The organism is Vibrio sp. 10N.286.48.F5, assembly GCF_041469785.1.
GTDB classification, from domain to species: Bacteria; Pseudomonadota; Gammaproteobacteria; order Enterobacterales; family Vibrionaceae; genus Vibrio; species Vibrio crassostreae_C.
Genome location: NZ_JBFRLG010000004.1, coordinates 205,158 through 228,034 on the forward strand (window position 1 = coordinate 205,158; position 22,877 = coordinate 228,034).

The 22,877-nt window shown below is 41.4% G+C and carries 18 protein-coding genes and 2 pseudogenes; 14 read left to right on the plus strand and 6 right to left on the minus strand.

Annotated features, from left to right (window positions below; translation table 11 throughout):
• The first annotated feature begins 3 nt into the window (after window positions 1-3).
• From pheT to AB4185_RS03650, 6 genes are all read left to right on the plus strand, one after another.
• Window positions 4-2,391, plus strand: coding sequence for a phenylalanine--tRNA ligase subunit beta (gene pheT, locus AB4185_RS03625; protein WP_372134878.1), 2,388 nt, complete (start codon window positions 4-6; stop codon window positions 2,389-2,391).
• A gap of 288 nt (window positions 2,392-2,679) precedes the next feature.
• A complete protein-coding gene (locus tag AB4185_RS03630) occupies window positions 2,680-5,949 on the plus strand; it encodes a hypothetical protein (RefSeq protein ID WP_102333215.1) in 3,270 nt (1,089 codons plus the stop codon).
• A 238-nt stretch (window positions 5,950-6,187) separates the two neighbouring features.
• The gene (locus AB4185_RS03635; protein ID WP_372134880.1) at window positions 6,188-7,081 is read left to right on the plus strand and encodes an alpha/beta fold hydrolase; all 894 of its coding nucleotides are present in this window, start codon (window positions 6,188-6,190) and stop codon (window positions 7,079-7,081) included.
• 128 nt (window positions 7,082-7,209) lie between these two features.
• Entirely contained in the window at window positions 7,210-8,013 is an 804-nt protein-coding gene (locus AB4185_RS03640; protein ID WP_017091243.1) for a hypothetical protein, read from the plus strand.
• A gap of 45 nt (window positions 8,014-8,058) precedes the next feature.
• A complete protein-coding gene (locus AB4185_RS03645) occupies window positions 8,059-9,102 on the plus strand; it encodes a hypothetical protein (RefSeq protein WP_017091242.1) in 1,044 nt (347 codons plus the stop codon).
• Window positions 9,103-9,596: 494 nt separating this feature from the next.
• Window positions 9,597-10,523: a hypothetical protein gene (locus tag AB4185_RS03650; RefSeq protein ID WP_102333218.1), complete on the plus strand. Its 927-nt coding sequence runs from the start codon at window positions 9,597-9,599 to the stop codon at window positions 10,521-10,523.
• Window positions 10,524-10,645: 122 nt separating this feature from the next.
• On the opposite strand, the gene AB4185_RS03655 is transcribed toward AB4185_RS03650, so the two are convergent.
• Window positions 10,646-11,026 carry a hypothetical protein gene (locus AB4185_RS03655; RefSeq protein WP_372134883.1) on the minus strand — a complete coding sequence of 127 codons (381 nt, stop codon included), beginning with the start codon at window positions 11,024-11,026 and terminating at the stop codon, window positions 10,646-10,648.
• Window positions 11,027-11,633: 607 nt separating this feature from the next.
• Here AB4185_RS03655 and AB4185_RS03660 point away from each other — a divergent pair.
• The 3 genes from AB4185_RS03660 to AB4185_RS03670 all read left to right on the plus strand — a co-directional run bounded on the left by AB4185_RS03660 (window position 11,634) and on the right by AB4185_RS03670 (window position 13,772).
• Window positions 11,634-11,777: a hypothetical protein gene (locus AB4185_RS03660; protein ID WP_157938615.1), complete on the plus strand. Its 144-nt coding sequence runs from the start codon at window positions 11,634-11,636 to the stop codon at window positions 11,775-11,777.
• A gap of 75 nt (window positions 11,778-11,852) precedes the next feature.
• Window positions 11,853-12,584 carry a GTPase gene (locus AB4185_RS03665; protein ID WP_065583531.1) on the plus strand — a complete coding sequence of 244 codons (732 nt, stop codon included), beginning with the start codon at window positions 11,853-11,855 and terminating at the stop codon, window positions 12,582-12,584.
• A 45-nt stretch (window positions 12,585-12,629) separates the two neighbouring features.
• Complete coding sequence (locus AB4185_RS03670) at window positions 12,630-13,772, plus strand: MFS transporter (protein ID WP_065583540.1); 1,143 nt, start codon at window positions 12,630-12,632, stop codon at window positions 13,770-13,772.
• 96 nt (window positions 13,773-13,868) lie between these two features.
• Here the strand turns inward: AB4185_RS03670 and AB4185_RS03675 are convergent, their stop codons facing one another.
• A complete protein-coding gene (locus tag AB4185_RS03675) occupies window positions 13,869-15,377 on the minus strand; it encodes a DUF3360 domain-containing protein (RefSeq protein WP_372134885.1) in 1,509 nt (502 codons plus the stop codon).
• A 317-nt stretch (window positions 15,378-15,694) separates the two neighbouring features.
• Here AB4185_RS03675 and AB4185_RS03680 point away from each other — a divergent pair, with 317 nt between their 5' ends.
• From AB4185_RS03680 to AB4185_RS03690, 3 genes are all read left to right on the plus strand, one after another.
• A complete protein-coding gene (locus tag AB4185_RS03680) occupies window positions 15,695-16,033 on the plus strand; it encodes a hypothetical protein (protein ID WP_017059071.1) in 339 nt (112 codons plus the stop codon).
• A gap of 83 nt (window positions 16,034-16,116) precedes the next feature.
• Window positions 16,117-16,989 carry a patatin-like phospholipase family protein gene (locus AB4185_RS03685; protein ID WP_065583529.1) on the plus strand — a complete coding sequence of 291 codons (873 nt, stop codon included), beginning with the start codon at window positions 16,117-16,119 and terminating at the stop codon, window positions 16,987-16,989.
• A 15-nt stretch (window positions 16,990-17,004) separates the two neighbouring features.
• A complete protein-coding gene (locus AB4185_RS03690; protein WP_032546992.1) occupies window positions 17,005-17,373 on the plus strand; it encodes a hypothetical protein in 369 nt (122 codons plus the stop codon).
• A 167-nt stretch (window positions 17,374-17,540) separates the two neighbouring features.
• On the opposite strand, the gene AB4185_RS03695 is transcribed toward AB4185_RS03690, so the two are convergent.
• From AB4185_RS03695 to AB4185_RS03705, 3 genes are all read right to left on the minus strand, one after another.
• Complete coding sequence (locus AB4185_RS03695; protein ID WP_017065459.1) at window positions 17,541-18,221, minus strand: haloacid dehalogenase type II; 681 nt, start codon at window positions 18,219-18,221, stop codon at window positions 17,541-17,543.
• A 197-nt stretch (window positions 18,222-18,418) separates the two neighbouring features.
• Window positions 18,419-19,222, minus strand: coding sequence for a MetQ/NlpA family ABC transporter substrate-binding protein (locus AB4185_RS03700; protein WP_017059075.1), 804 nt, complete (start codon window positions 19,220-19,222; stop codon window positions 18,419-18,421).
• 331 nt (window positions 19,223-19,553) lie between these two features.
• Complete coding sequence (locus AB4185_RS03705; RefSeq protein ID WP_017059076.1) at window positions 19,554-20,462, minus strand: dienelactone hydrolase family protein; 909 nt, start codon at window positions 20,460-20,462, stop codon at window positions 19,554-19,556.
• Window positions 20,463-20,870: 408 nt separating this feature from the next.
• On the opposite strand from AB4185_RS03705, the pseudogene AB4185_RS03710 reads away from it, so the two are divergent.
• Window positions 20,871-21,496 (plus strand): annotated as a pseudogene (locus AB4185_RS03710) (type II secretion system protein).
• 11 nt (window positions 21,497-21,507) lie between these two features.
• Here the strand turns inward: AB4185_RS03710 and AB4185_RS03715 are convergent.
• Window positions 21,508-21,600: pseudogene (locus tag AB4185_RS03715) on the minus strand (Lrp/AsnC family transcriptional regulator); the annotation flags it as partial.
• Between the two features lie 240 nt (window positions 21,601-21,840).
• Here AB4185_RS03715 and dctP point away from each other — a divergent pair.
• Window positions 21,841-22,857 carry a TRAP transporter substrate-binding protein DctP gene (gene dctP, locus AB4185_RS03720; protein WP_017059078.1) on the plus strand — a complete coding sequence of 339 codons (1,017 nt, stop codon included), beginning with the start codon at window positions 21,841-21,843 and terminating at the stop codon, window positions 22,855-22,857.
• Window positions 22,858-22,877 lie beyond the last annotated feature (20 nt).

Genomic DNA, 22,877 nt, shown 5'->3' on the forward strand with positions numbered 1-22,877 from the left:
ACTATGAAATTCAGTGAATCTTGGCTACGCGAGTGGGTTAAACCTGCAATTAACAGCGAAGAGCTAGCTCACCAAATCACTATGGCTGGTTTGGAAGTTGACGATGTAGAACCTGTTGCTGGTGAATTCACCGGCGTTAAAGTAGGTAAAGTGGTTGAGTGCGGTCAGCACCCAGACGCAGACAAACTACAAGTTACAAAAATTGATATCGGCGAAGAAGAACTTTTAGACATCGTTTGTGGTGCATCTAACTGTCGTCTTGGCCTAACTGTAGCAGTAGCAACAGTTGGCGCAGTACTTCCTGGTGACTTCAAAATCAAGAAAGCAAAACTACGTGGCGTTCCATCGCACGGCATGCTTTGTTCTTTCTCTGAGCTAGGTATCGACGTAGAGTCTGACGGCATCCTTGAGCTGCCAGAAGGCACAACGTTAGGTATGGACGTACGTGAGCTTCTAGAGCTTAACGACGTAACTATCGACGTAGACCTAACAGCAAATCGCGCAGACTGCTTCAGCATCCGTGGCCTTGCTCGTGAAGTTGGCGTACTAAACCGCGCAGACGTTACAGAGCCAACAGTTGACGCTGTTGCAACAAGCATTGAAGACACAGTATCTGTTGAAATCAAAGCAACTGATGCTTGTCCACGTTACCTTGGCCGTGTGGTTAAGAACGTAAACGTGAAAGCGGAATCTCCAATCTGGATGCAAGAAAAACTGCGCCGTTGTGGTATCCGTTCAATCGACCCAGTTGTAGACATCACAAACTACGTGATGCTAGAGCAAGGCCAACCAATGCACGCATTTGATCTAGCTAAGATCGAAGGCGGTATCGTGGTTCGTCTAGCAGAGCAGGGCGAAAAGCTAACACTTCTAGATGGCAACGAAGCTGAACTAAACAGCAACACGCTTGTTATCGCTGACCACAACAAAGCACTAGCAATCGCTGGCATCTTTGGCGGTCAAGATTCAGGTGTTACTACTGAAACAACAGACGTACTTCTTGAAGCAGCATTCTTCGCACCGGATCACATCCGTGGTCGCGCGCGTGCTTACGGCCTTCACACTGATTCTTCTCTACGTTTCGAACGTGGTGTTGATTCAACACTACAAGCAGCAGCAATGGAGCGTGCTACACAGCTTCTAGTTGAAATCTGCGGCGGTGAAGTTGCGCCAGTAAACGGCAGCGAATCTGAAGCCTCACTTCCTAAAGCAAACGTAGTAGCTCTACGTCGCGCTAAGCTAGACAGCCTACTAGGTCACGAAATCCCATCTACAGACGTAGTGGAAATTCTTACTCGCCTAGGTTGTGAAGTTGAAACGACTGATGCTGGTTGGACGGCAACGTCTCCATCTTGGCGTTTTGATATCGCAATCGAGCAAGACCTAATTGAAGAAGTAGGTCGTATCTACGGTTATGATAACATTCCAAACCAAGCGCCTAAAGCGGCACTTAAAATGAATGACCACAAAGAAGCTGACCAACCGCTTAAGCGCGTTCGTGACCTTCTTGTAGACCGTGGCTACCACGAAGCAATCACATACAGCTTCGTAGAACCAGAACAGCAAAAACTTGTTGTACCTGGTGTTGAGCCGCTAATCCTGCCATTCCCAATCTCTGCGGACATGTCAGCAATGCGTCTTGGCCTAATCCAAGGTCTACTAAACACAGTTGTTCACAACCAGAAGCGTCAACAGTCTCGCGTTCGTCTATTCGAATCAGGCCTACGTTTCATCCCTGAAGCAACGGCTGAAAACGGCATGCGCCAAGAAATGATGCTTGCGGGCGTTATCTCTGGTACTCGTGGCGAAGAGCACTGGGACATTGCAACTAACACTGTAGATTTCTTCGATCTTAAAGGTGACCTAGAAGCAGTTCTTGAGCTTTCTGCAAACGAAATCGCATACAGCTTCAAAGCAGCTAAGCACCCAGCACTTCACCCAGGTCAAACTGCGGCTATCGTAGTAGACGGCAAAGAAGTGGGTATCATTGGTACTGTTCACCCAGAACTAGAGCGTAAGTTTGGTCTTAACGGCCGTACTATCGTATTCGAAATCGAATGGGCAGCTATCAACACTCGCGTGCTTCCAGAAGCAGTAGCAGTATCTAAGTTCCCTGCAAACCGTCGTGATATCGCCGTTGTTGTTGATGAAGCAGTTGCTTCTGGCGACATCGTAGAAGCGTGTATCGCTGCTGGTGGTGAATTCCTAACAGGCGCTAAACTGTTCGACGTATACGTTGGTCAAGGCGTTGAAGAAGGTAAGAAGAGCCTAGCAATCGCACTTAGCCTACAGTCTGTAGAGCGCACACTTGAAGATGCAGATATCGCTGGTTCAGTAGATGCTATCGTAGCTTCAATCTCAGAGAAATTCGGCGCAGCACTTCGCGACTAATCTCTTCTGATAGATAGAAAACCAAAGGCCTCGCATTGCGAGGCCTTTTTTGTTGTAGGTCGAATAGAGAGTAGGGCGTTAATTCGTTATTAGATAGAAATGAGTTATGGGAACTCCTAAATTAACCATGAAAGTGTTACGCTAGGCATGGTAAACATCTAATATAGTGGCAAATTTATCTAATTTATTACAGTATATATCTGATTTTATAACATTACATATGCATTATAATCAAAACTTATCTCGAAGAATAAGTATAAGCAGTAATCAATAAAAAGGACTATTGGTTTGAGTTGGTTTGAAAAAATATTTAATACGCTCCAATATAACGTAGATAAAAACATTAAAGAGTCGCTTTATGAAAACAAATCGTTTTTAGATAGTCGATGGACCTTAGTTGAACGTAACATTTTAACATGGTCAAAACGTTATATTATCTATGCGTGTTTACTCTTTGTATTGGCTTTTTTGATTACGTCATGCTTGCTACTTTGGAAGGTTGACCTCGCAAAATCCACAATTAAATATTTTCCTTATTGGAAAAAGCTAATCGAGTGGCAAGATATTTTGTTTACGGCACAACTTACCATAGCTGCTGTCATTTATCCGCTAGCAATAGGTTTAGTGAGTTTACTTTTTCAGAACAAGTCATCTAAGAAAACGTTAATTCCTGTTTATAAGAAATACTCAGGCGTTATGTTTGCTGGGCTTAGTGGCTTTTTTCTCGCCATGTTTATCCTTATTAGTTTTTTGTTAAGTGCCAGTTTATCTGATTCTTCATATCTTGCATTATGCCTGACATCAGTTATTTGGATGATGTTTAATGTGTCGTTAACCATATGGTTTTTCGTTAGTACTTTTAAATTGCTAGATGAAAAGTCAGCTAAAAAATTAATGATGCGTTACACCATTCATGAATGGTGTGAGCACGATATTCGTAACCGATTAAGAGGTTTGTTATTAGAGAATTGTATAAACAATAAGCTACTGACGAACACTGAAACAAGTGTGTTGTCGGTCAAAACCTATCACATTTCAGATGATGAGATGCACCATGTTGATATTCAATATAATTCTCCTCATTTAGTTCACAATGTTAACTTTCGATTTTTAAATATCATTATAGGTATTCAGATATTAAAGCTAAAATTGGCTCATTGGTTTTTAGACTTAACTGTTAGTAAGTGGCTTGCTAGCAAAGGTTTGACTTTATTTATTAAGGTAGAAAAATCAAAGCCAGTCATTGTTATTAACCCTTACTGGCAATCAAATTCTAAAAAGCTGAATCTTATTAAATATAACAACATTAACTTAAGTAAGTTGACATGTTGGTTTGTCAGAAAGTGTTTTAAAACTATTTCAAAAGATAATGAATTAGATTCTGAAAGTCTTGTTTTTATTGTTCAAGGTATTATTGGTGAAGCTCAAGATGCTATAAGAGATAAGGACATTTCTGCATTTAAAATTGCTATGAACGATATTTCACATTGGCATTGTGAAATAGCTTCAGCCATTGGTTTTATTAATGATAGTAAAGAAGAAGATAACTGGTTATTACTACCAAACTCAGGTTGGTTCAGTAGAAGCTACTTAGATGAGCTATTAACTGAGTATTATTTACTCTCAAAAGCTGCAACAGAACTAATTCCTGAGAATAGTGAGTTTTATGTTCAAGCTATATATTTGCACAAGCGAATTTTTAGTCAACGAGATCAAAAGATAGTCAAGGAAGGTGTTTCATTAATTCAAGGTAGCTACTTTATGTGGTCATTGTTGATGGAGTGGCGATCATATTCTTCACACTCATCAGAGCTTAGAATTTCAAATAAATATGAAGATGTCTTATATGACTTTGTTGGCTCATGGGAAGGTTGGCTTGATTATATTGAGTTACGCTCAAAGCGTTCAGTAGATTCAATCGAAAACTTGCCTTATTTTCTATCTCACCTTGAATATACTGCTCATATGCCTATTACCGCTTTAAGGTATGGAAATATTGAAGCAGCTGGCTGGGGTGTTGATATGCTTAATAATTGGTTTAGAAAGTTTTCTTTTGATCGATATAGACATGAAGAATACAGCTGGCATTCGCAAATAATTACACATGTAACTTTAAATGTTGAGCCAGATAATGAACTTTGGACTGCGATTACTAATAATGAAGGTTATAAGGCTGATGTTGCTTTTGAGCTTGCTGTAGCCAATACCGCATTTGATATTAGAATTTTAGCCGCTTGCTATATGCTGTTAAAGCCGAATTCAGTAGATGATGAAAAAATAAAAGAATATGTTTTTGCTTTATTAAATGGATCACCTATTCATCCTACTGGCGGAATAGATAACGCTATGAAAACATGTAACTCACCTAGTGATATATTAGGTGCGTATATCAGACAAAGAAATCACGGGCATTATGAAGAAAGAGGTTACGGAGCTTGGTTAACTAAAATTCTTGACTCTTTTGGGCGAGTAAATGAGAGCAAAAAAGTTTCTGGCAGAATCTATTCTGGTTGGGGAGCAAATGATCCTAGAAGTATCAATAAAGCATTTGTTGAAATTGCAATTTCACTGTCGGTAAGTAAATGGCAACTAAATAGCCGATGGATAGAGGTCATTTTTTCTGATGTATTTAGACATTTGGATAGAGATGCGATTAAAAGCGACCTTAATGAGTGGCTTAAAGTAGCGAGTGAGATTGATGGTTCAATACTTATTTCTGATAGTGATTTTGAAGATAAAAGAACTTATTTTAATGAGTCGATTGATGAGGTGATTAAACAACTTGATAATCGTCAATCTCAGGCTATTATTGATGCTCCGTTAGATGAAGAGTTATTAAAACAGTTTGGCTTTTCATGTTCAGAATCAATTAATACTTTGCAAGTATCTCCTAGCTACCCAGTAAAGTTGTTCAATAGTATTAGTTCGTCTCTTAAACAAAATGAGGGCGAACTTTATTCTGCCAATGTTACTCAATACCCTAAAGAAAGAGTAGCGCTAGGTTTAGAGACAAACCGAGCAATTAACGAAAATGAATGGCTGAGAGATGCCATAGATAATGATCTGAATATAAGAATAATGAGGTATTTAGTTAATTATCAAGATGTTAAACCTATTGAGTTTGATACCAATAATAAAATTATAAAAGCACTTATCAACTATTCTAAGGAAATAAGTAAACCGATTTTATTTATTGGTGATCATCAGCTGAATGTTGAGATTAGAAAATCACGATATAACCCTGATGCAAGTTCTGATTTTAACGTTGAATATTTTGATGGGTATGGCCCTGATTACATTTGTCATTTAGATGGCATAGAGACTTATAAATTGAGGTTTTCTGATACTAAGTTTGTTTTGCTAACATCTAAGAATTTATTTGAAAATATTAACTTTTATAAAATTGAAGATAATCGATTTGTAGAAGTTTCGTATAAAAGTGATGATGAAAAATCTGCTTTAGGAGAGCTAAGTATGGAATACAGAATAGAAGTTTCGCTAGCGTTAGAGCAGCCATACTTTAAAGCCTCAGTGAAGAGCGAAGAAGAATACGAATAAAGTTTTGAGAAGTGTAGTCATAAGAAGTCGAGTAGCATTAATTAAACAAGGCTTTTTCTTAATCGGCTCTGTTATCTTTACTCATCTCGCGTCAGACATGATTTGGTTAAGTCTTGAAAACGTGAGAGGTTTTTATCTAAATTGCTATTGACCCGTCTACAACTTCACACTTTATAGTGGCTATATTGATTGAGAGGGGCGCTTTCTGTGTTCCCTCTAAAGTAAGTAGAGAGACACTATGAAACGTTTAATTCTAAACATCACACTCTTGGTTTTCATGGCGCTTGGTAGCTTTAATGCCATGGCTCATGATTCGACGGTTAAGTACGGTATTGCGATATCTTACGATGATGAGAAAATTGCGTATGGCAAAAGCGGGAGTGGGGAAACAGCGCTGATCTTCATTCACGGTTGGAGCCTAGACAGTAAGCTTTGGCAAAACCAAGTGAGTGAGTTTTCAAAGAAGTACCAAGTGATCACTATGGACTTAGCAGGGCACGGTAACTCATCGTTCAACCGCCAAGAGTACACCATGGTGGCGTTCGCCGAAGACATCAAAGCCGTCATCGAGAAAGAACAACTCGAATCCGTCATCTTAGTCGGTCATTCCATGGCGGGTGGTGTTATTGCAGAAGCCGCTAAACTGATGCCGAAAAGAGTGAAGGGCATTATTGGTGTCGATACATCGCAAAACGTCGCACTAGCGGTTTCACAAAGCGACCTAGATGTAATGACCAAACCTTTTGAAGCAGACTTCCAAGCGGGCATTACTGCGTTCGTGAAAGACTCGCTGCCAAAAGATGTAGACGGGGATTTACTTTACTGGGTAACGCAAGACATGGCATCAGCACCGCCAGCTATCGCGATAAACCAGTTCCGCCATTATCTAGGCCAATACGTAACAGGTGAAGCACACCGCGTGTACGAGAACGTGAATGTGCCAGTAATCTTGGTGAACGCTCGTCTATGGCCAACGGATTCAGAAGCGAACAAGAAGCACATCAAGGACTACAGCATTTACTACATTGAAGACTCAGGCCACTTCCCAATGCTAGAGCAACCTGAGCAGTTCAACGTAACCTTGATGAAAGCGGTTAAGTTAGTGAAGTTGGGCGCTGTAGTTGCTGATTGAAAAACTAAGGCCTTTCGTATTGTGAGGTCTTTTTATTGGAACTAATATCTCATTTTATTATTACTTCGAGGAAGAATTACTGTCCTTGACTATTATTCGTACAGTTGATATGCAAGAGGGGGTTCTATATGTTAAAGATTATAGCTTGCGCTACCGTACTCGTTGTAATGACGGGCTGTACTTCGCCAACAATTCTTTCTGAGAGTAAAGATAAAGAACTCTCTCTGTCTAATGAAATTCTTAATAATGAGTGTGTAATAGTGCCACTTGCCACTGGGGATGGTGAGAAATTAACAGGCGCATTGACTGCTTTCGTTGTTGATGCAGCAGCCACACTACTGATCGATGAAATTCAAACTAGACTCGAAAATGCAGCAAAACAACAGGTTATGTTTAAAAATAGTACCTTTATAGGAGTCAGTAACAGTGGTTTAGCAGATGTCAATTGCGAACAAAAAGTAACAGTCACTCATAATGGTACTACTTCCCATGGAGTCCAGCTTGTATTCAATAATGCTAACTCTCTTCCACTAATAAGAATTCAAGCAACATCAAGTGATGGTGACACAATACCACTACCAAAAGGTTGGAAAAAAGCTACAGCTTCTTTAAGCCTAAAGTGGAAAACGATTTATTCCAAAGGTGGAATAGTAAAAACTTCTCAGACTACCCCAATTGTAGTCGCGGAGTTTAAGTCAAAAGACGACGGCAAACCTTTAACATTTATTGAGCAATCTAAACCAATCATGCTTCAAGCACCGAGCGCTCCAACTGATGCTCCGAGTGTACATGTTTTGACCTACACATTTACCATGGTGGAATCGACGAACTCAAAACTGCTTGGGCAACTTGCTAAGTCATTGAAAAAACAAAAAGGGGCAATGGTAGACGAGATTAATAAAGCTTACATAGAAAGCTTGGATGACGATTGATATTTGCTCTGTGGTAAATATTACTAAAGTTCATTTGGAGGATATATGAAAACTAAATTAGTCATGCTTGTTTTCGTTCTTATTATTAGTGCCTGCAGTAGTAAGAACACATATACAGTGATTGAAGACCAAAGTGGTAACGACAGAAGTTTTGATGGAATCGTTGATATCATTAATAAAGAGGGGAACACCAATGTACTCTTTATCCATGGTATGAGTGGATACGCGAAGCTTGATGATGAAAAACCAATTGATCCATGCACTGTCATTAATAGCGTAAGAGCAAAGTTTGGTTTGTCAGCGGGTGATTTCCAATACCCTGATCTACATTGTTCTGATACTTTCAATGTCGATGATAAAACGGTTCACTTAATGTCAATGCATTGGAGTGACGTAACGAGCTTTCAAAAATTACAGTTGAATGCTATCGACCAGCAGAGCAGTTTCGACGAGAAAAGGCTCGATATTACCAAGCAAGCGAAATATGGATTAGTTAATGATGGGTTTGCGGACGCACTTATGTACACTGGAAGCTACAAAGACTTAGTGTTGAAGAGGATTATTGATCAGTATAAACGGATCCAAGAAACAAACCCTGCAGATAAGGTAATCATTGTAACTTTTAGTTTAGGGTCTTCCATTTTTATTGATTCACTAGAACGTCTAAATCAAAGTGGCGAACAAGACCTTTTAAAAGGTAAAATTCAAATGGTTTACATGATGGCAAACCAAGTCCCTCTTATCGATCTTGCGACATCTGACGTGACAAATAAACCTGAAGCAATCCCGCAAACTTATGAAACGATTTCGCCTTACCTGAGTAATTCAATAGATAAGAGCAATGATAAAGTACGATTCGTGGCATTCTCTGACCCAAATGACCTTCTTTCATACCCATTAGACAGCGAAAGAATGGGTAACCTAAAAGGTGACTATGTAAATGTTATTGCTCCTTCGGCTGATAAAACATATTACGTTCCATTCTTTAAAAAGTTTTCAATTGTAAACTATAAAAACGCCCACCTAGCCTATGTCTACAGTGAACCTATTATGAAGTTGCTACTTGATGGGTATAAAAAAGAAGAATAGTAGACGATGTATTAGGTCAGTAAGTTGGGCTATTTATATCTAGTTCTAGGTATTGGGAAAAGTAAATTACTGGACTCGAATTAAGGTTCGCTCCGGCACTGCCCAAACCTAGTTCAGAATGACTTAATTCCCTTAATCTTTTTGTTTTATTAGTTCTTTATTTCCAATTTAATTAACTGGTCGGTTAGGCGAAACTAGCTAGTTTGTTGACATGTTGGAGCTGTATTTCCCGCTAGTATAACTGAGGCCTCGCGTGTGCGAGGCCTTTTTGTGAGTTGGAGCTTTTGCTCGCTACATTCATTTCAATTTGCGAGTGATGATCGCATCGTTCATTCGTTTATGGTCCTTAAACGATGGCCTCATAGTTATATAAATGACCTATCACCCACCCCTAGATACGTAATTATCACCCCTGTTATTAGTAAGGGCTGACCGAATTTAGGAGGTACTTTCTAGTGATAATCACTTTAACTATGTGTTTAGGACGTCCTGCTATGGCTAAGAAAATAATATTCATTCATGGTCGCGCTCAAAAGCCCGATAAAGCTCCCCTTCAAGCACTCTGGTACGAAGCTATAGAGCATGGCTTGCAGCGAGATTGTGGAGACTCAAGTTCATTACAAGCTTTTAAAGATGTCGATAAACGGTTTGTTTATTACGGTGAACTATCAAACACATTGTTAGAGAAACTAACGGAAGACCCTGCAAGTCGGCAGCAAGCGTTGTCTGAACTCAAAAAGTACAAGACAAGCCAGTTCAATAAAACAACGTATAACAAGGTATCTAAAATTGGTTTTCTAAAAGAGGCGTTAGCAGATACTTTTTCATCGCTATTTGGAAAACTGGGTGTGGCTGAGACACTCATAATGAAGGTCGCGCCGGACATGGCGCATTATTGGTATGAAGATACCTATTTTGGCAGCGATGTCAGGCATAGGCTAATGGTTGAGCTGAAGGAAGCGCTTGATAATCAGGATGACGTGATGATTGTATCGCACAGTCTCGGGTCGATGATCAGTTATGACGTGCTGTGGAAGTTGTCTCATTACGGAGAGTATAGACACGACTATGGTGCGGATAAGAAGGTCAACTTATTGCTGACGCTCGGGTCCCCGTTAGGCGATGAAAACGTAAAAGATAGGCTAAAAGGGAGCCGCTTGAAAGATGAGAAGAAGTACCCTTTAAACATTCAGCAATGGATAAACATATCGGCAGAAGATGATTTTATCTCTCATGACAGCAAAATTAGAAATGACTTTAAAGATATGCTCAAACTTGGTCTGATACCCGGCGGAATGAAAGATATCAACCCAGTCTATAACCTTAATATTCGAAACGGAAAAAGCAATCCGCATGCTTCCATCGGTTATCTAATTAATCCTAAATTCATCAAAGTATTGGATGAATGGCTCTCTAGTTGATGTGGTTTTACTATCGCCAATTACTTCGGTGATCGTTCGTTGAAACTTAGATAAAACAAAGCCTCGCGTGCGCGAGGCCTTTTTGTTTGTGCTGACGAGGCAACTGACTTGGACAATATTAACTACTCTGTGTAGATAGCTATTCCATTAACCGTCTGTTCTGAAACAGGGATTAAGTACTGGTAGTCTGTGCCGACGCCTCCCAATACTACAGAGCTGTTGCTTCCTGTCGCTTGAAGTAAGACCCCATTAGCTCCTAGTTTGGCCGCCTGATTTTTTAACTCTTCGATTGCATAGTCGATGGAGCCTTGTTTCGTCATCCCTGCATCACTAGATGCGTCAACTAAAGCTATTTTTTCATAGCTCTCAGGCGCTTCAAGATATAGCGTAACCTCTTGAGGTGTAATTGGGTCTCTGGCTTCACCGACTAATATTGCTGAACCAGATGCACAGCCAACTAAAAATAGCGTTATAGAAAGAGTTAAGGCTTTAAAGATATTCATTGGTATTAGGTCTGTTTCTGGAATTAGGCGCGGAGTATAGCGAAATAAGACCATCTTTTAATTATGGGTATTGTAACAAGTTGCGTTATTGCTTGTGAATCAGATGCATATGAGACTTGACCTATAATCCCCTCCTAACCTCCCCTTGGTTTACATCTCCAATTTCTTGTTGGTAGCGGGAAAGGGGAGGAACTGAATACAGATCGCTACATGTGCAGCGCCAAAGAATGTTCTCCCCCTCGGACGTATATCTAATGAGATCGGTGAACTCCATTTGAGGGGGAGCTAGAGGGGGGAGGTTTGGGTTTAATTGAACCGTTCCACGGAATTTCATTAACTGCGACAAGTCTGTGACTTTGTTTTACTTATTATTCAATCCAACTGGCACAGACCTGATTTGTACATCATCGTCAGCGACAAATAATAATCTCCAATGAATTTATCAAAGAAGTAAAAGCTCCCTGAATACTTATCAATCCCAAAAAATAACATTCTAAAAATGATCGTGTAACAATTTGTTAACGAGTTGTATTGTCTCTGTGTTCTTTGTCTTAGTTGCATATCGTTACCAAGCTCAGAACATACCATTATTTTTGAGGATCTGAATATGAACGGAAAACTAATAGCGGCTTTATCGTTAAAACTTAAGAAGCAAGATATCTCTAGCCAACCTCCAAGACTGGTACGCTCAAATGCTGCTTTTGAACCGAATCCAGCCCCGTCAGAACACCACAAAAAAGAGTCTCGCTAATTAGCTTGCTCCCTCTTAATAAGGCACTCGAGAGAGTGTCTTATTGAAGATGTGTGCTGAGGAAAGGAATGGTTTATGAATAATATACAAAACAGTCTCTATAGTTTATTTGACACCCAAGGTGTGAGTCTTTCAAAAGAATACAAGGATTGCATTGAGAAATATTTAGTATCTGATTTGTCTTTCACTTCTGAGATGATGAATGGTTTGGCTCGAACTATTTTTCAAAATAAAAAGATGATGGCTTACTACCTTTTACACAATGCAATCGATGAGGCTAAAGGTGCGGCAAGGTTACGAATGATCGCAGAGCGGTATGCAGATGATGAATTAAGGCCGCTTATGTTGCGTCATTATAACGATGAGATGAATCATTCTACGTTGTTTGCCAGCCTTATCCCTTTTACTGGGTACGAGACAGAAACGCATGAACATGAAGTTCAATATGAGTTAGATAAAGTCATGAACTTTGACGATGAGCTTAAGACATTCCTGTTTAGGGTTCACTCTATTGAAATACGTTCATGGCGTTTACTGTTACTGCATTTGGCGATCATCGATGAGTCTGACGATGATTACATGAAACAAATGCGTCCAACGATTCAAAAAATCTTAGAAGATGAAATGCAGCATGTGTGTTACACCGGGAAATATGTCAGTCGTTGGTTACATGCTGAGCCACACTTAAGCAAAGTTTTTGTTGAGTGCATTACCCACACGAATAAAGAAACATGGGAAGACCTCTCTTCGATGGCTTTATTCATGCGCGATCATATTCATGATTTTCTTTTAGAATCGGCGGTTTAAATGACTCTCTGGCTTAGGCTTTTAACATCGCGGAGCTCATTCGCGATGTTGGTTATCATCGCTATCGCGTCAGTGATAGCGAATACTGGATGGCGAGTCGTGATGAATAACTTCGCTGTCGACACTGTTGGTATGACCGGGGCTGATGTGGGTGTATTGCAGAGTGTCAGGGAAATCCCAGGCTTGCTCTCATTTACCGTTTTGTTTCTGTTGTTCATCGCTTCAGAACAAAGAGTCGCTGTACTGTCGGTTGCAATATTAGGGCTAGGCGTTGCCGTGACGGGGTATTTGCCTTCGATTTATGGCTTCTATTTCAGCACGACGATCATGTCTATTGGTTTCCATTATTTAGAAGCGGTGAACAAATCACTCTCAACACAGTTGTTAGCGACTAAGAACTTCAGTGAATCAATGGGGAAAATTCGATCTGCTGCCTCTTTCTTCTCGATGGTGACTTTTCTATGCATTATGGTCGCGAGCTATCTTTTTGACGTTTCAGATAAGGCTATTTTCTTTACTTGTGGAGCAATATGTTTCTGGCTAGCGGTGTACTTGGTCACGTTTAAAAATACTCATACAGAGGTTAAACAACACACTAAACTCATTGTCCGACGTGAATACACGACCTATTACATTCTTACCTTTTTGAGTGGAGCAAGAAGACAGATCTTTGTGGCATTTGCTGGCTTACTGATGGTGACCAAGTTCCACTATACGATTGCGATGATGGCCGCTTTATTTATGGTATCCAGCTTAGCAGCAACTCTTGCTCTACCTTATGTTGGGAGATTTATCGACCGAGTCGGAGAGAGGCTAGCTTTGATCATTGAGTATGCCGCGTTAGTGTTGGTGTTCCTATCTTACGCATTTGTGGATGATCATTATGCGGCAGCGGGGTTGTATGTTGTCGACAGTATCATTTTTAGTTTTGCGATCGCTTTGAACACCTACTTTAAAAAGACAATTCGGGAAGATGAAGTGGCTTCAACGGCGAGTTTGTCATTCACCATCAACCATATTGCAGCGGTGTTCCTACCATTTCTGTTGGGAATCATCTGGATGTCTGGTTATCAATGGGTGTTTGTTTCTGGAGCAGTGATTGCTTTGATTAGTCTGTTGGTTTCGTTGACTATGGGAACGCAGCTTCATCAGCGAATTAATGGATTCGATAAGCTACAGAAACAATAGCGACACTCATTTATCTCACTGGTTTGATAGATAAAACAAGGCCTCGCGATTGCGAGGCCTTTTTGCGTTCTTACTAAAACTAAATATTAATCGAGCTTAACGAAAACTCGGGATAATCGCTGGTATGCCCGGTAGAAGGCCAACCAGCGCCATTACACCACTTAGCACAATAAACATAATGCCAGGCAATACCCAGCGGCTCATTTTACTCAGTTCACTACTACGTTCTTTACAACCGACTAAGCCTAAGTTATCTAACAGCATGGTGAGAGCCCAGCCAAATGCAGGGTTAACGAGCGCTGAAGAGAACACAACAATCGCTGCCGACTGTGTGGTTTTTCCTTCACGCGTCATTTCCATTCCAGCTTCTAGCAATGGAACAAATACCCCAACAATCAGCGCCACACACAGTACAGGTTGCCAGATAGCTAAATCCATCGGGTAGCCCCAAACAGCAGCGATAATACAGAACAGAGCCGTGAGCAAAGCGCCTGCAGGAATAGGGCGTTTAGCAATCGCCGCCGGTACGATATAAGTACCCCATGAAGACGTAAAGTTAGTACCACCGAGCAGAGAACCGAACGTTTGACGAATTGAAGCCGTGGTCATGGTGTCGTCGATGTTCATGTGTACTTTTTCGGTACGTTCTGGGTAGCTGATCTTTTGGAATACTTGATGCCCTAAGAAATCCGGTGACCACATCGCCACGGCTAGAATCGCAAACGGCAATACCACCATGAAATGTTCAATCGTCGGTAGGCCAAGCATCCAGCCTGTATCTTCTCCCCACCAATACATAGGGTTCATGTTAGGTAAGCCTGGCTCAGTGTGGAAAGCGAATGGGGCGCCCATGGCAAATGCAATCGTACCACCCAACAAGCAGCTAAGAGGTACTGCTAACCAACGTTTGCGGAAGTGTTCCAGTAGCGCGTACAAGATAATGGTGCAAAAGATCACCACAAACGCGATGTGGCTCATACCGATTCCTTCAGCCCAAGCGAAAAGCTTTTTCACTTGAGAGGCGGTTCCAACAAAGCCGAGGTAGAGCAATAAGCCGCCACACACGCCTTTACTGGTGAGGTTGGCCAACATGCTGCCACCTTTACTGATGGCTAAGATGAGGCCAAAAGCGCCAATCAACAGGCCAAACGCCATCGGGTGTCCACCTGCTGCAACCACAATCGGAATCAAAGGGATAAGTGGGCCGTGGGTCCCTGCGAGGTTTGCAGTCGGCAATAAAAAGCCAGAGAAAATAATAATGAAAACAGAGGCGATGAGCAGTTCATAACGAACGTTTTCTAGAATGAAGTCTTCATTTAATCCGAGAGCCCCAGCAAAGGTGGCTGCAATCGCGCCCACCATAACCACTTTACCAATGGTCGCCGCCATCGCTGGGATGGTGTCTTCTATCTCAAATCGATAATCTTTAAACGGCAAATTTGGACGCCAGCGCTTAGGCGACATGATTTGCAATTCGTGTTCTAGATACTGTTCTCGGGATTCAAACTCTGAGCTTGGTTTATGTTGTTGTTCATAGGTGAGTTCATCCTCATTGGCTTGAGGCTTATCTGTTTGTATATGTACGGACTCTAAAGTAGTGCTCATGTTGATTCCTTTCGTTCACACTCTAAGGCGTGTTATTCCAACAAACGTTGTTGACTCACGGTATGAAGTGCAAACAATGCGTCAACTTATAATTAAAAACTCATTAACATTTAGTTGTTAGTACCTTATACCAAACCAAAAAAAACAAATAGACTCAGTCGGTTAGACATTAGTCGTAGAGTCGGACGACTAGTATTAGACCCTGTAGATAGTATGTGTCTGGTTATTTGTAGTCCCTTAATTTCTCCCACGTTCTGCACTTGATAGTGATAGAATCTCCGCATTAGAGTTATCGAGAAACTAGGTATTTATAAACAATGTTTATCCATCACGTAAATGGCATCGACTGGCTGGTAATTACAGCCTTTGAAGAACTGAAAACTATGTTTATCGAAGATGCAGGCCCAATCCCAGCTTGCTTTTCTACCGCCAGCGAGTTGAGCCTGATTGACCAAGCCAAACGCAGTTATGGATTTTTGCCTAAACTCCGCGGTGTGATCACCGATACCGGCACTTTTCAAAGTAGAGATATTGAAGAAGATTTGAACCCACAGCTTGCGTGTATCGTTGAAGGGCGTGGTCGGGTTTTTATCTATCACGGCGACTACGTGGCTTTTGTCGATGACGAGCAAACCTTCATTACCCGTATGGACTGAGAGTGATTCAGTGAGTTGAGATCGGCGAATTGGTAAATCGGCGAGTTAGCCCACCTAGAATTTAAAACTAAAGGATTAATATGATGGCAAAAACGATCTCATTGGTACTTGGCAGTGGTGGCGCAAGAGGCTTGGTTCACGTTGGAGTCATCCGCTGGTTAATTGAGCATGGCTATCAGATAAAATCCATTTCTGGCTGTTCAATTGGCGCACTTATCGGTGGTGTCTACGCTGCGGGCAAGTTGGATGAATTTGAAGAGTGGGTCACCAGTATCGATCAAGGTGATATGGCGATGTTGTTGGACTTTTCATGGCAGTCGAGTGGTATGTTCAAAGGGGACAAGATCATCGACACACTGCGTGGGCTGATCGGCGAGATTTCAATTGAAGATCTGCCCATCCCTTATACCGCAGTTGCTGCCAACGTCGCCGAAGAAAAAGAGGTTTGGCTGCAATCCGGTTCTCTGTTTGATGCCATTCGCGCCTCCATCTCTTTGCCACTGTTCTTCACTCCACATGTCATTAATGGTGAAGTGCTGATTGATGGCGGAGTGCTCAATCCCGTACCGATTGCGCCTACCTTTAGTGATAAGACAGACTTTACTCTGGCTGTGAACTTAGGTGGTGAACCCGAAATGCTTCAACAGGAAGTGATACCGGTTTCCCTACCAACAAAAGAGAGTAACCTGCATGAGAAGGTTGTTCACTTTATCGATAATCTCGGTAACAGTGTAAAAAGTAAAATGAGCTTCAATTTTGCTTTTTACGATATTGCCAACCAAGCGTTTGATGCGATGCAATCGACCATTGCTCGCCAGAAGCTGGCCGCTTACCCCGCCGATATCACGCTTGAGATCCCACGCAATGCTTGTGGCACCCTAGAGTTTGATCGCTCACAAGAGATGATCGACAGAGGCTACCACTTAGCACAGGCTAAACTGGGCAATCGACTTTAATGTATTTGCTGCTGAATGAGGGTAACTATGGAAACTGAACTCAAACTATCTGAACTCAAAGAATTGGTCACAACAAAAGATGTCATCGTGCTCACCAGCATAGAAGAGCCTGCTGTATCTTGGTTGATAGATTGCTATCAAGAGAATGCTGATATCCAAATTATCGAAAACGCACACCAACTAGATACTGAAGCGATTTTGCGGCAATGCAGAAGCAGCCTTAACGAAAGTAAAAAGGTCATCCTTACAGCGCAGTTTCGTAGTCAACTGCCTATCATCAATATCGCTTCACTGTGTAATGAGCAGCGCAAATCATTGATCAATATTGAGCTATCAGGCTGGGATGAAGACAAACGCGTTCCTCATTCTTACAGTAGTTTCTAGCTTATATTTGTTGCTAGGTAACTGCAGTTTTTAGGTAACCGACAGCGTCTCTATAACCAGAGCAGTTCAACACAAGGTTGATCAAAGCGGTTAAGTCAGTGTCCGGAATTTGTTGACCACTACAGGGTGGTTGTATCGAATCAGGAGTAGAAAAGTCTCTTGAGATTTTACTTGTCTAAATTGTGCTTAATTATTTGTTCCACCACACCATTCATCGTCCTTGAGCTAATCTCCGGTTTCAAATACAAGGAATGATACTCAACTCCTGTTCGGTCTATATAGGCTGCTTGTAAGCCAGCGGATAGCGCACCATGAGTGTCCCAATCATGAGTAGCGACAAGACGAAGGTTTTCGACAGGCTCTTTTAAAGTTTCGGCTGCAAAGTTATACACATCTGAATTGGGTTTGAAACTGCCTGTTTCTTCAACGGAAATGACGGTGTCGAAATAATCTTCTAAGCCTGAGTTCTTGATTTGAGAAGTGATGAGATCGAGGGATGAGTTGGAAAAAGCGACGGTTTTAAACCCGTTCTCGCGCAATTTGAGCAAAGACGCTTTGATATCTGTGTGCGGTGGTAGATTGGCAAAAGAAGTTAACAAGGCACCTTTGCTTTCCGCCGTTAAATCACACTTGTACCGTTGTGCAATAGCGTTGAGCGCTGCATTCGCTAATTCAGAAAAAGTAGATTTTACGTTTGTTGCGATGCAAACCGTTGAAGAGTGTAAAAGCTTTGAAAACCAAAGTGATAATGCATCCTCCTTTCCAAACACCGCTTTAAATTTAGGCTGTAATGACTCCAAATTTAAAACCGTTTCGTTTATATCAAAAAGTATCACTTCTTTTTTCATGCAAAGCCCCCAGATTTAATTGAATTTTATGCTTACATAATCTGCTCTGACGATATGGTTTTCAACCTCCATTCAAGTAACTAAAGCTTTGCTCTCTAATTTGAAAAGAAGCTGGAATGCGTCAACGACAACCCGCCAACTCAAATCTGGCGTTGCTTTATGAGTATCATGCAACGCCAAATCTGAAACGATTTAGCTTAATTTGCGGCTTCGATGGTGCCTTTGAACGTGCTGTCTAAAAAGTCATTGATCTCTTGTGAGTGGTAAATTGAGATAATCTTTTTATACGTTTCATTATTTTTGTCTTCTTCTCGCGCCGCAACAACCATCACTGCTAAAGGTGCGTCTTTTTTCTCTAAGTAAATGCCTTGTTTCTTAGGGTCGAGTCCAGCCGACATTACATAGTTCATGGTGATTGCAGCAGCATCTACATCGTCAAGAGAGCGGGGTAGCTGCGCGGCATCCACTTCAACAAATCGAATGTTCTTCGGGTTGCTAACAATATCGTTTAAAGACGCGTTGAAACCAGCGTTGTCTTTTAATGAGATCAGCCCTGCATCTTCAAGCAGTAATAGTCCACGCCCGCCATTCGTTGGATCGTTTGGAATCGCGATTCGAGCGTTTTCGGGAATAGAATCAAGCGAAGTGTACTTGTTCGAGTAAACGCCCATACGCATCAAAATTGAACGTCCGATAGAAACTAACTGGCTATCGTGATTGGCATTAAAGTTATCGAGGAATGGCTGATGCTGGTAACTGTTCAGTTGGATACTTCCATCATCTAATGCTGCGTTAGGGGTGATATAGTCTGAGAACTCGACGAGTTCAATGTTAATCCCTTGCTTTGCTGCTTCTTTGGCGACTGCCTGTACAACTTGTGCATGTGGGCCAACTGTCGCCCCAATCTTGATGACAGCCTCGTCTTTTTTGCCACATCCTGTTACACCGAATACGAAAGCTAATGCCAACAGGGATGCTGTGATTTTTTTGTAGCTGTTCATGATAACTCCATTTAATAAATAAAAGACATGTAGACGTCTAGCTATCTATATTATCTATTTGCGCGATCGGGTCAATAGGTTTGTTTGAAGCGAAGTTACATTGATGAGCGGTTAAGTCAGTGAATCAACGAGGCTTCTGTGCGTGAGACTCGACCGACAATCCCCTTCTAACCCCCTTGGTTTACATCTCAAACCTATTGTTGGTAATGGGAAAAGGGAGGAACTGATTACCGACCAACAAAGGCCTCGCGAGTGCGAGGCCTTTTGGGTTTTGTAGGGAATAGGGCAGTCACTCGGAATCTAAAGAAAACGGGTTCAGTAAAGCTAACTATTAAGAAAGCTTTTGGTTAAAGAACTCAAGTGTACGTTTCCAAGCTAACTCTGCTTCTTCTTCAGCATAGCGGCCAGTTGAATCGTTATGGAAGCCATGGTTCACGCCGTCATAGATGTAAGCTGTGTAGTCTGCTTCGTTCTCTTTGAGTTCGGCTTCATAATCTGGCCAAGTCGCATTCACGCGTTTATCGATTCCCGCAAATTGGATGAGCAAGGGGCCTTTTACATTTTTTCTTAAATCTGGTGCGGCAGGAGTACCATAAAATGGAACGCCTGCATCGAGTTGCTCTGGCATGACAGCGGCCAACATATTCACGATATAGCCACCGAAGCAGAAACCGACTGCGCCTAGCTTACCGTTACTTTTTTCATGGGACTTCAAGAAGTTTGCCGCTGCGATAAAGTCTTCTTCGATTTTCTCTTTTGATAGCGACTTCTGCATCGTTCGACCTTCATCATCATTACCTGGATACCCGCCAAGCGAATAGAGTGCATCAGGTGCAAACGCAATAAACCCCGCCGCTGCGAGTCGTCTTGCCACATCCTTTATGTATGGATTGAGGCCTCTATTTTCATGAATGACCAATACAACAGGCGCATTGCCCTCTAACTCTTTGGGTACAACCAAGTAACCATAGCCTTCGCCGTGTCCTTTAGGTGAAGGAAACTTCTCGTAGGTTGCTTTGATGGAAGGGTCATTGAAAGAGACTTGCTCTGCCTGCGCATAATTAGGAATCAGTGCAGAAGTTAGCGTCGTCATGGTTAAGCCAAGTACAGCTAGCCCAGATAGACGAGCCATAAACTCTCTGCGATCAATCAGGCCGTGTGCATATTCGTCGTACCAATCAAATGCTTCTTGAGGGATAGATCGAGTCGGCGTTGATTGAGATTCGGTATTTGGATTCATAACTTTTCCTTGTTGTGAGTTGTTTGACCAATCAACTATAGTGGAAAATTTGATATAATTGAACGATCACTCAATAACTTTTGAGCTATTTGTTATATCAAAGTACAAAAATTAGATGACAGTCCGATAAAACGATCACTTCGAATCGATTTCCATCGCTTTGGTTTGTTTTACGGAGCAATTCAATACAAGGTTGATTTGAGGGTTAAGTCAGTGAAGTCGGGTGTGATGATTGTTTGTTTTTAGGGAGGCTCTAAATCGAAGTTGGGCACATTAGAGCTAGGCTTATTTTCCGCAGACATGGACAAGTAAGTTTCAATGCAAAACGCTTGATTTTACTCTGGTATAATCTTTCTCATAGGGACGACCTTAGCGTTATCAGAACCTTCTTGATGAGAGATAAAATAGATGTTGAAACTTCTGCGTCAGATAAAAAAATGGAAACTTGTAACGTTTGGCTTACTGATGCTCATTGCCGTTTTTTTATCTACAACCAGTTCGGGAACCGTATGTCCCGTGTCGACGAGGCAAAATTTCTAATCGGCCAGCTGAATACTGTTTTGGATGCCGCTGAGCAATATTCTCGTGATAATGGCTCTCTGCCTCCTATTGCTTCCGATACCGATACGAACTTCGGCTACTTAAACATCAATCACTTAATTGCAAATCCGGGCTTATCCACATGGAAAGGGCCGTACCTACCTTATGAAGATACATGGATAGGTGGCGATCAGTACATCGACCACCCAGATTACATAGCAACGCAATTACTGCTTAAGGAAAAGGATAGTCTTTGGATAAGAGGAAGCTCCGAGACAGGTTGCGAATCGTCATCATCCACTTGCTCTGTTGCAGCTTGTATCTGGTTGGTACCAACAAAAGTCGCACAAGAAATTAATAAGATTGTGGACGGCAGTTCGAGTATAGAAAGCTCAGATGCTACAGGAAAAATACGTTACGAAAAAGCTTTTGGTGGCGCTCTTATCTGTATGATTGGAGATGATTATCCAATGCCTTCAGCACAGACAAATTAAGTCGTTTCTAATTACCTCACTGGCAACTTGGTCTTAGTTTTTACCTGACCGAAGGCGAAGCTGGATTCGATAGAAGCTATATTGGGTAGGCGGGTTAGTTGCTCTGTAGATACAATTAAGGCTTCGCGTGTAGGGGGGAACAAATAGCTTCCTGCTTGAAGTTTTAACTTATCGTTATACGATTTTACTAGATACTGAGATAGCAATCACGATTCTACCTTTTGTCATGTCTAACTCACCTTAATTGATAATAAATCAACACTATAAGCATTGTTAAGTCAACGCACACTCCGTAATGTGAACTTTGAGTTGTTAATATGTTAAATAGCATGGAGTTGGTTTTGATGAATATGATTCGTAAAGGAAAAGCTTTTAAACTATCCGCACTAGCTTTGGTCGGCATTTTTGGGTTGTCTGGCCTAGCACAAGCTCAATCTATTAACTTGAGCTATAACGGAGCCCCTGATGCTGATAAGAACGCAGTACATTTATTTGCTTCTAACCTAAAGTCTATCGTAGAGAATAATTCGAATGGCGAAATAGAACTAAAGTTATATCCAAATAGTATTTTGGGTGAAGAGCAAGAGCGCATGGAGCAGGTTATTAACTCACCTAGCCTGAACATTGCGTCTTTTAGTGGTATTTCACCTATTTTCCCCGAAATATTCGTCAGCTCTATCCCATTTATGTTCACAGATTTCGAGATTGCACGTAAGTTCTTCGATGAAGGTGACTACTGGAAGAGAGTACAAACTGAGTTTTATCAGAGAAATAACGCTCATCTTCTTGCCGTAGTGGAAGAGGGAGGCTTTCTCGCTTTTACTAACAATAAGCGTGAGATTCGTACACCAGATGATTTCAAAGGTCTAAAGTTCAGAGCGATGGATAAGAGCCAAGTGGCGTTATATGAGTCTTTTGGTGCGTCAGGTACACCTATACCATGGACTGAAGTCTATATGGCTCTCAAAATGGGTGTTGCTGATGGTCAAATGAACCCACCAATGTACATCATGATGGGTAGCTTAAATGAAGTTCAAAAGTACCTAACTTTAGCGAATGTACAATATTCAGACCAGTTCTTAGTCGCAAATGACAATTTGATGAAGAACCTCACAGATGAGCAACGCGAGATCTTACTCAGTGCTGTCAAAGAGGCTAACGATCTAAATAGAGAATCGGTTCAGTCTCAAGTTGAAAGCAGAATTGATTATCTATCCAAAAACGGTATGAATGTTTATCAACCAACTGAAGTGGAAATCGCACAATTTAGAGATGCTTCAAAAGAGTCTTATATCAGCTGGCTAGAAACTCAAGGTATCGATAAGAGCTGGGTAGACCTAGCGATGAAAGATATAAAGTAATTCGTTACAGCTAATTACCT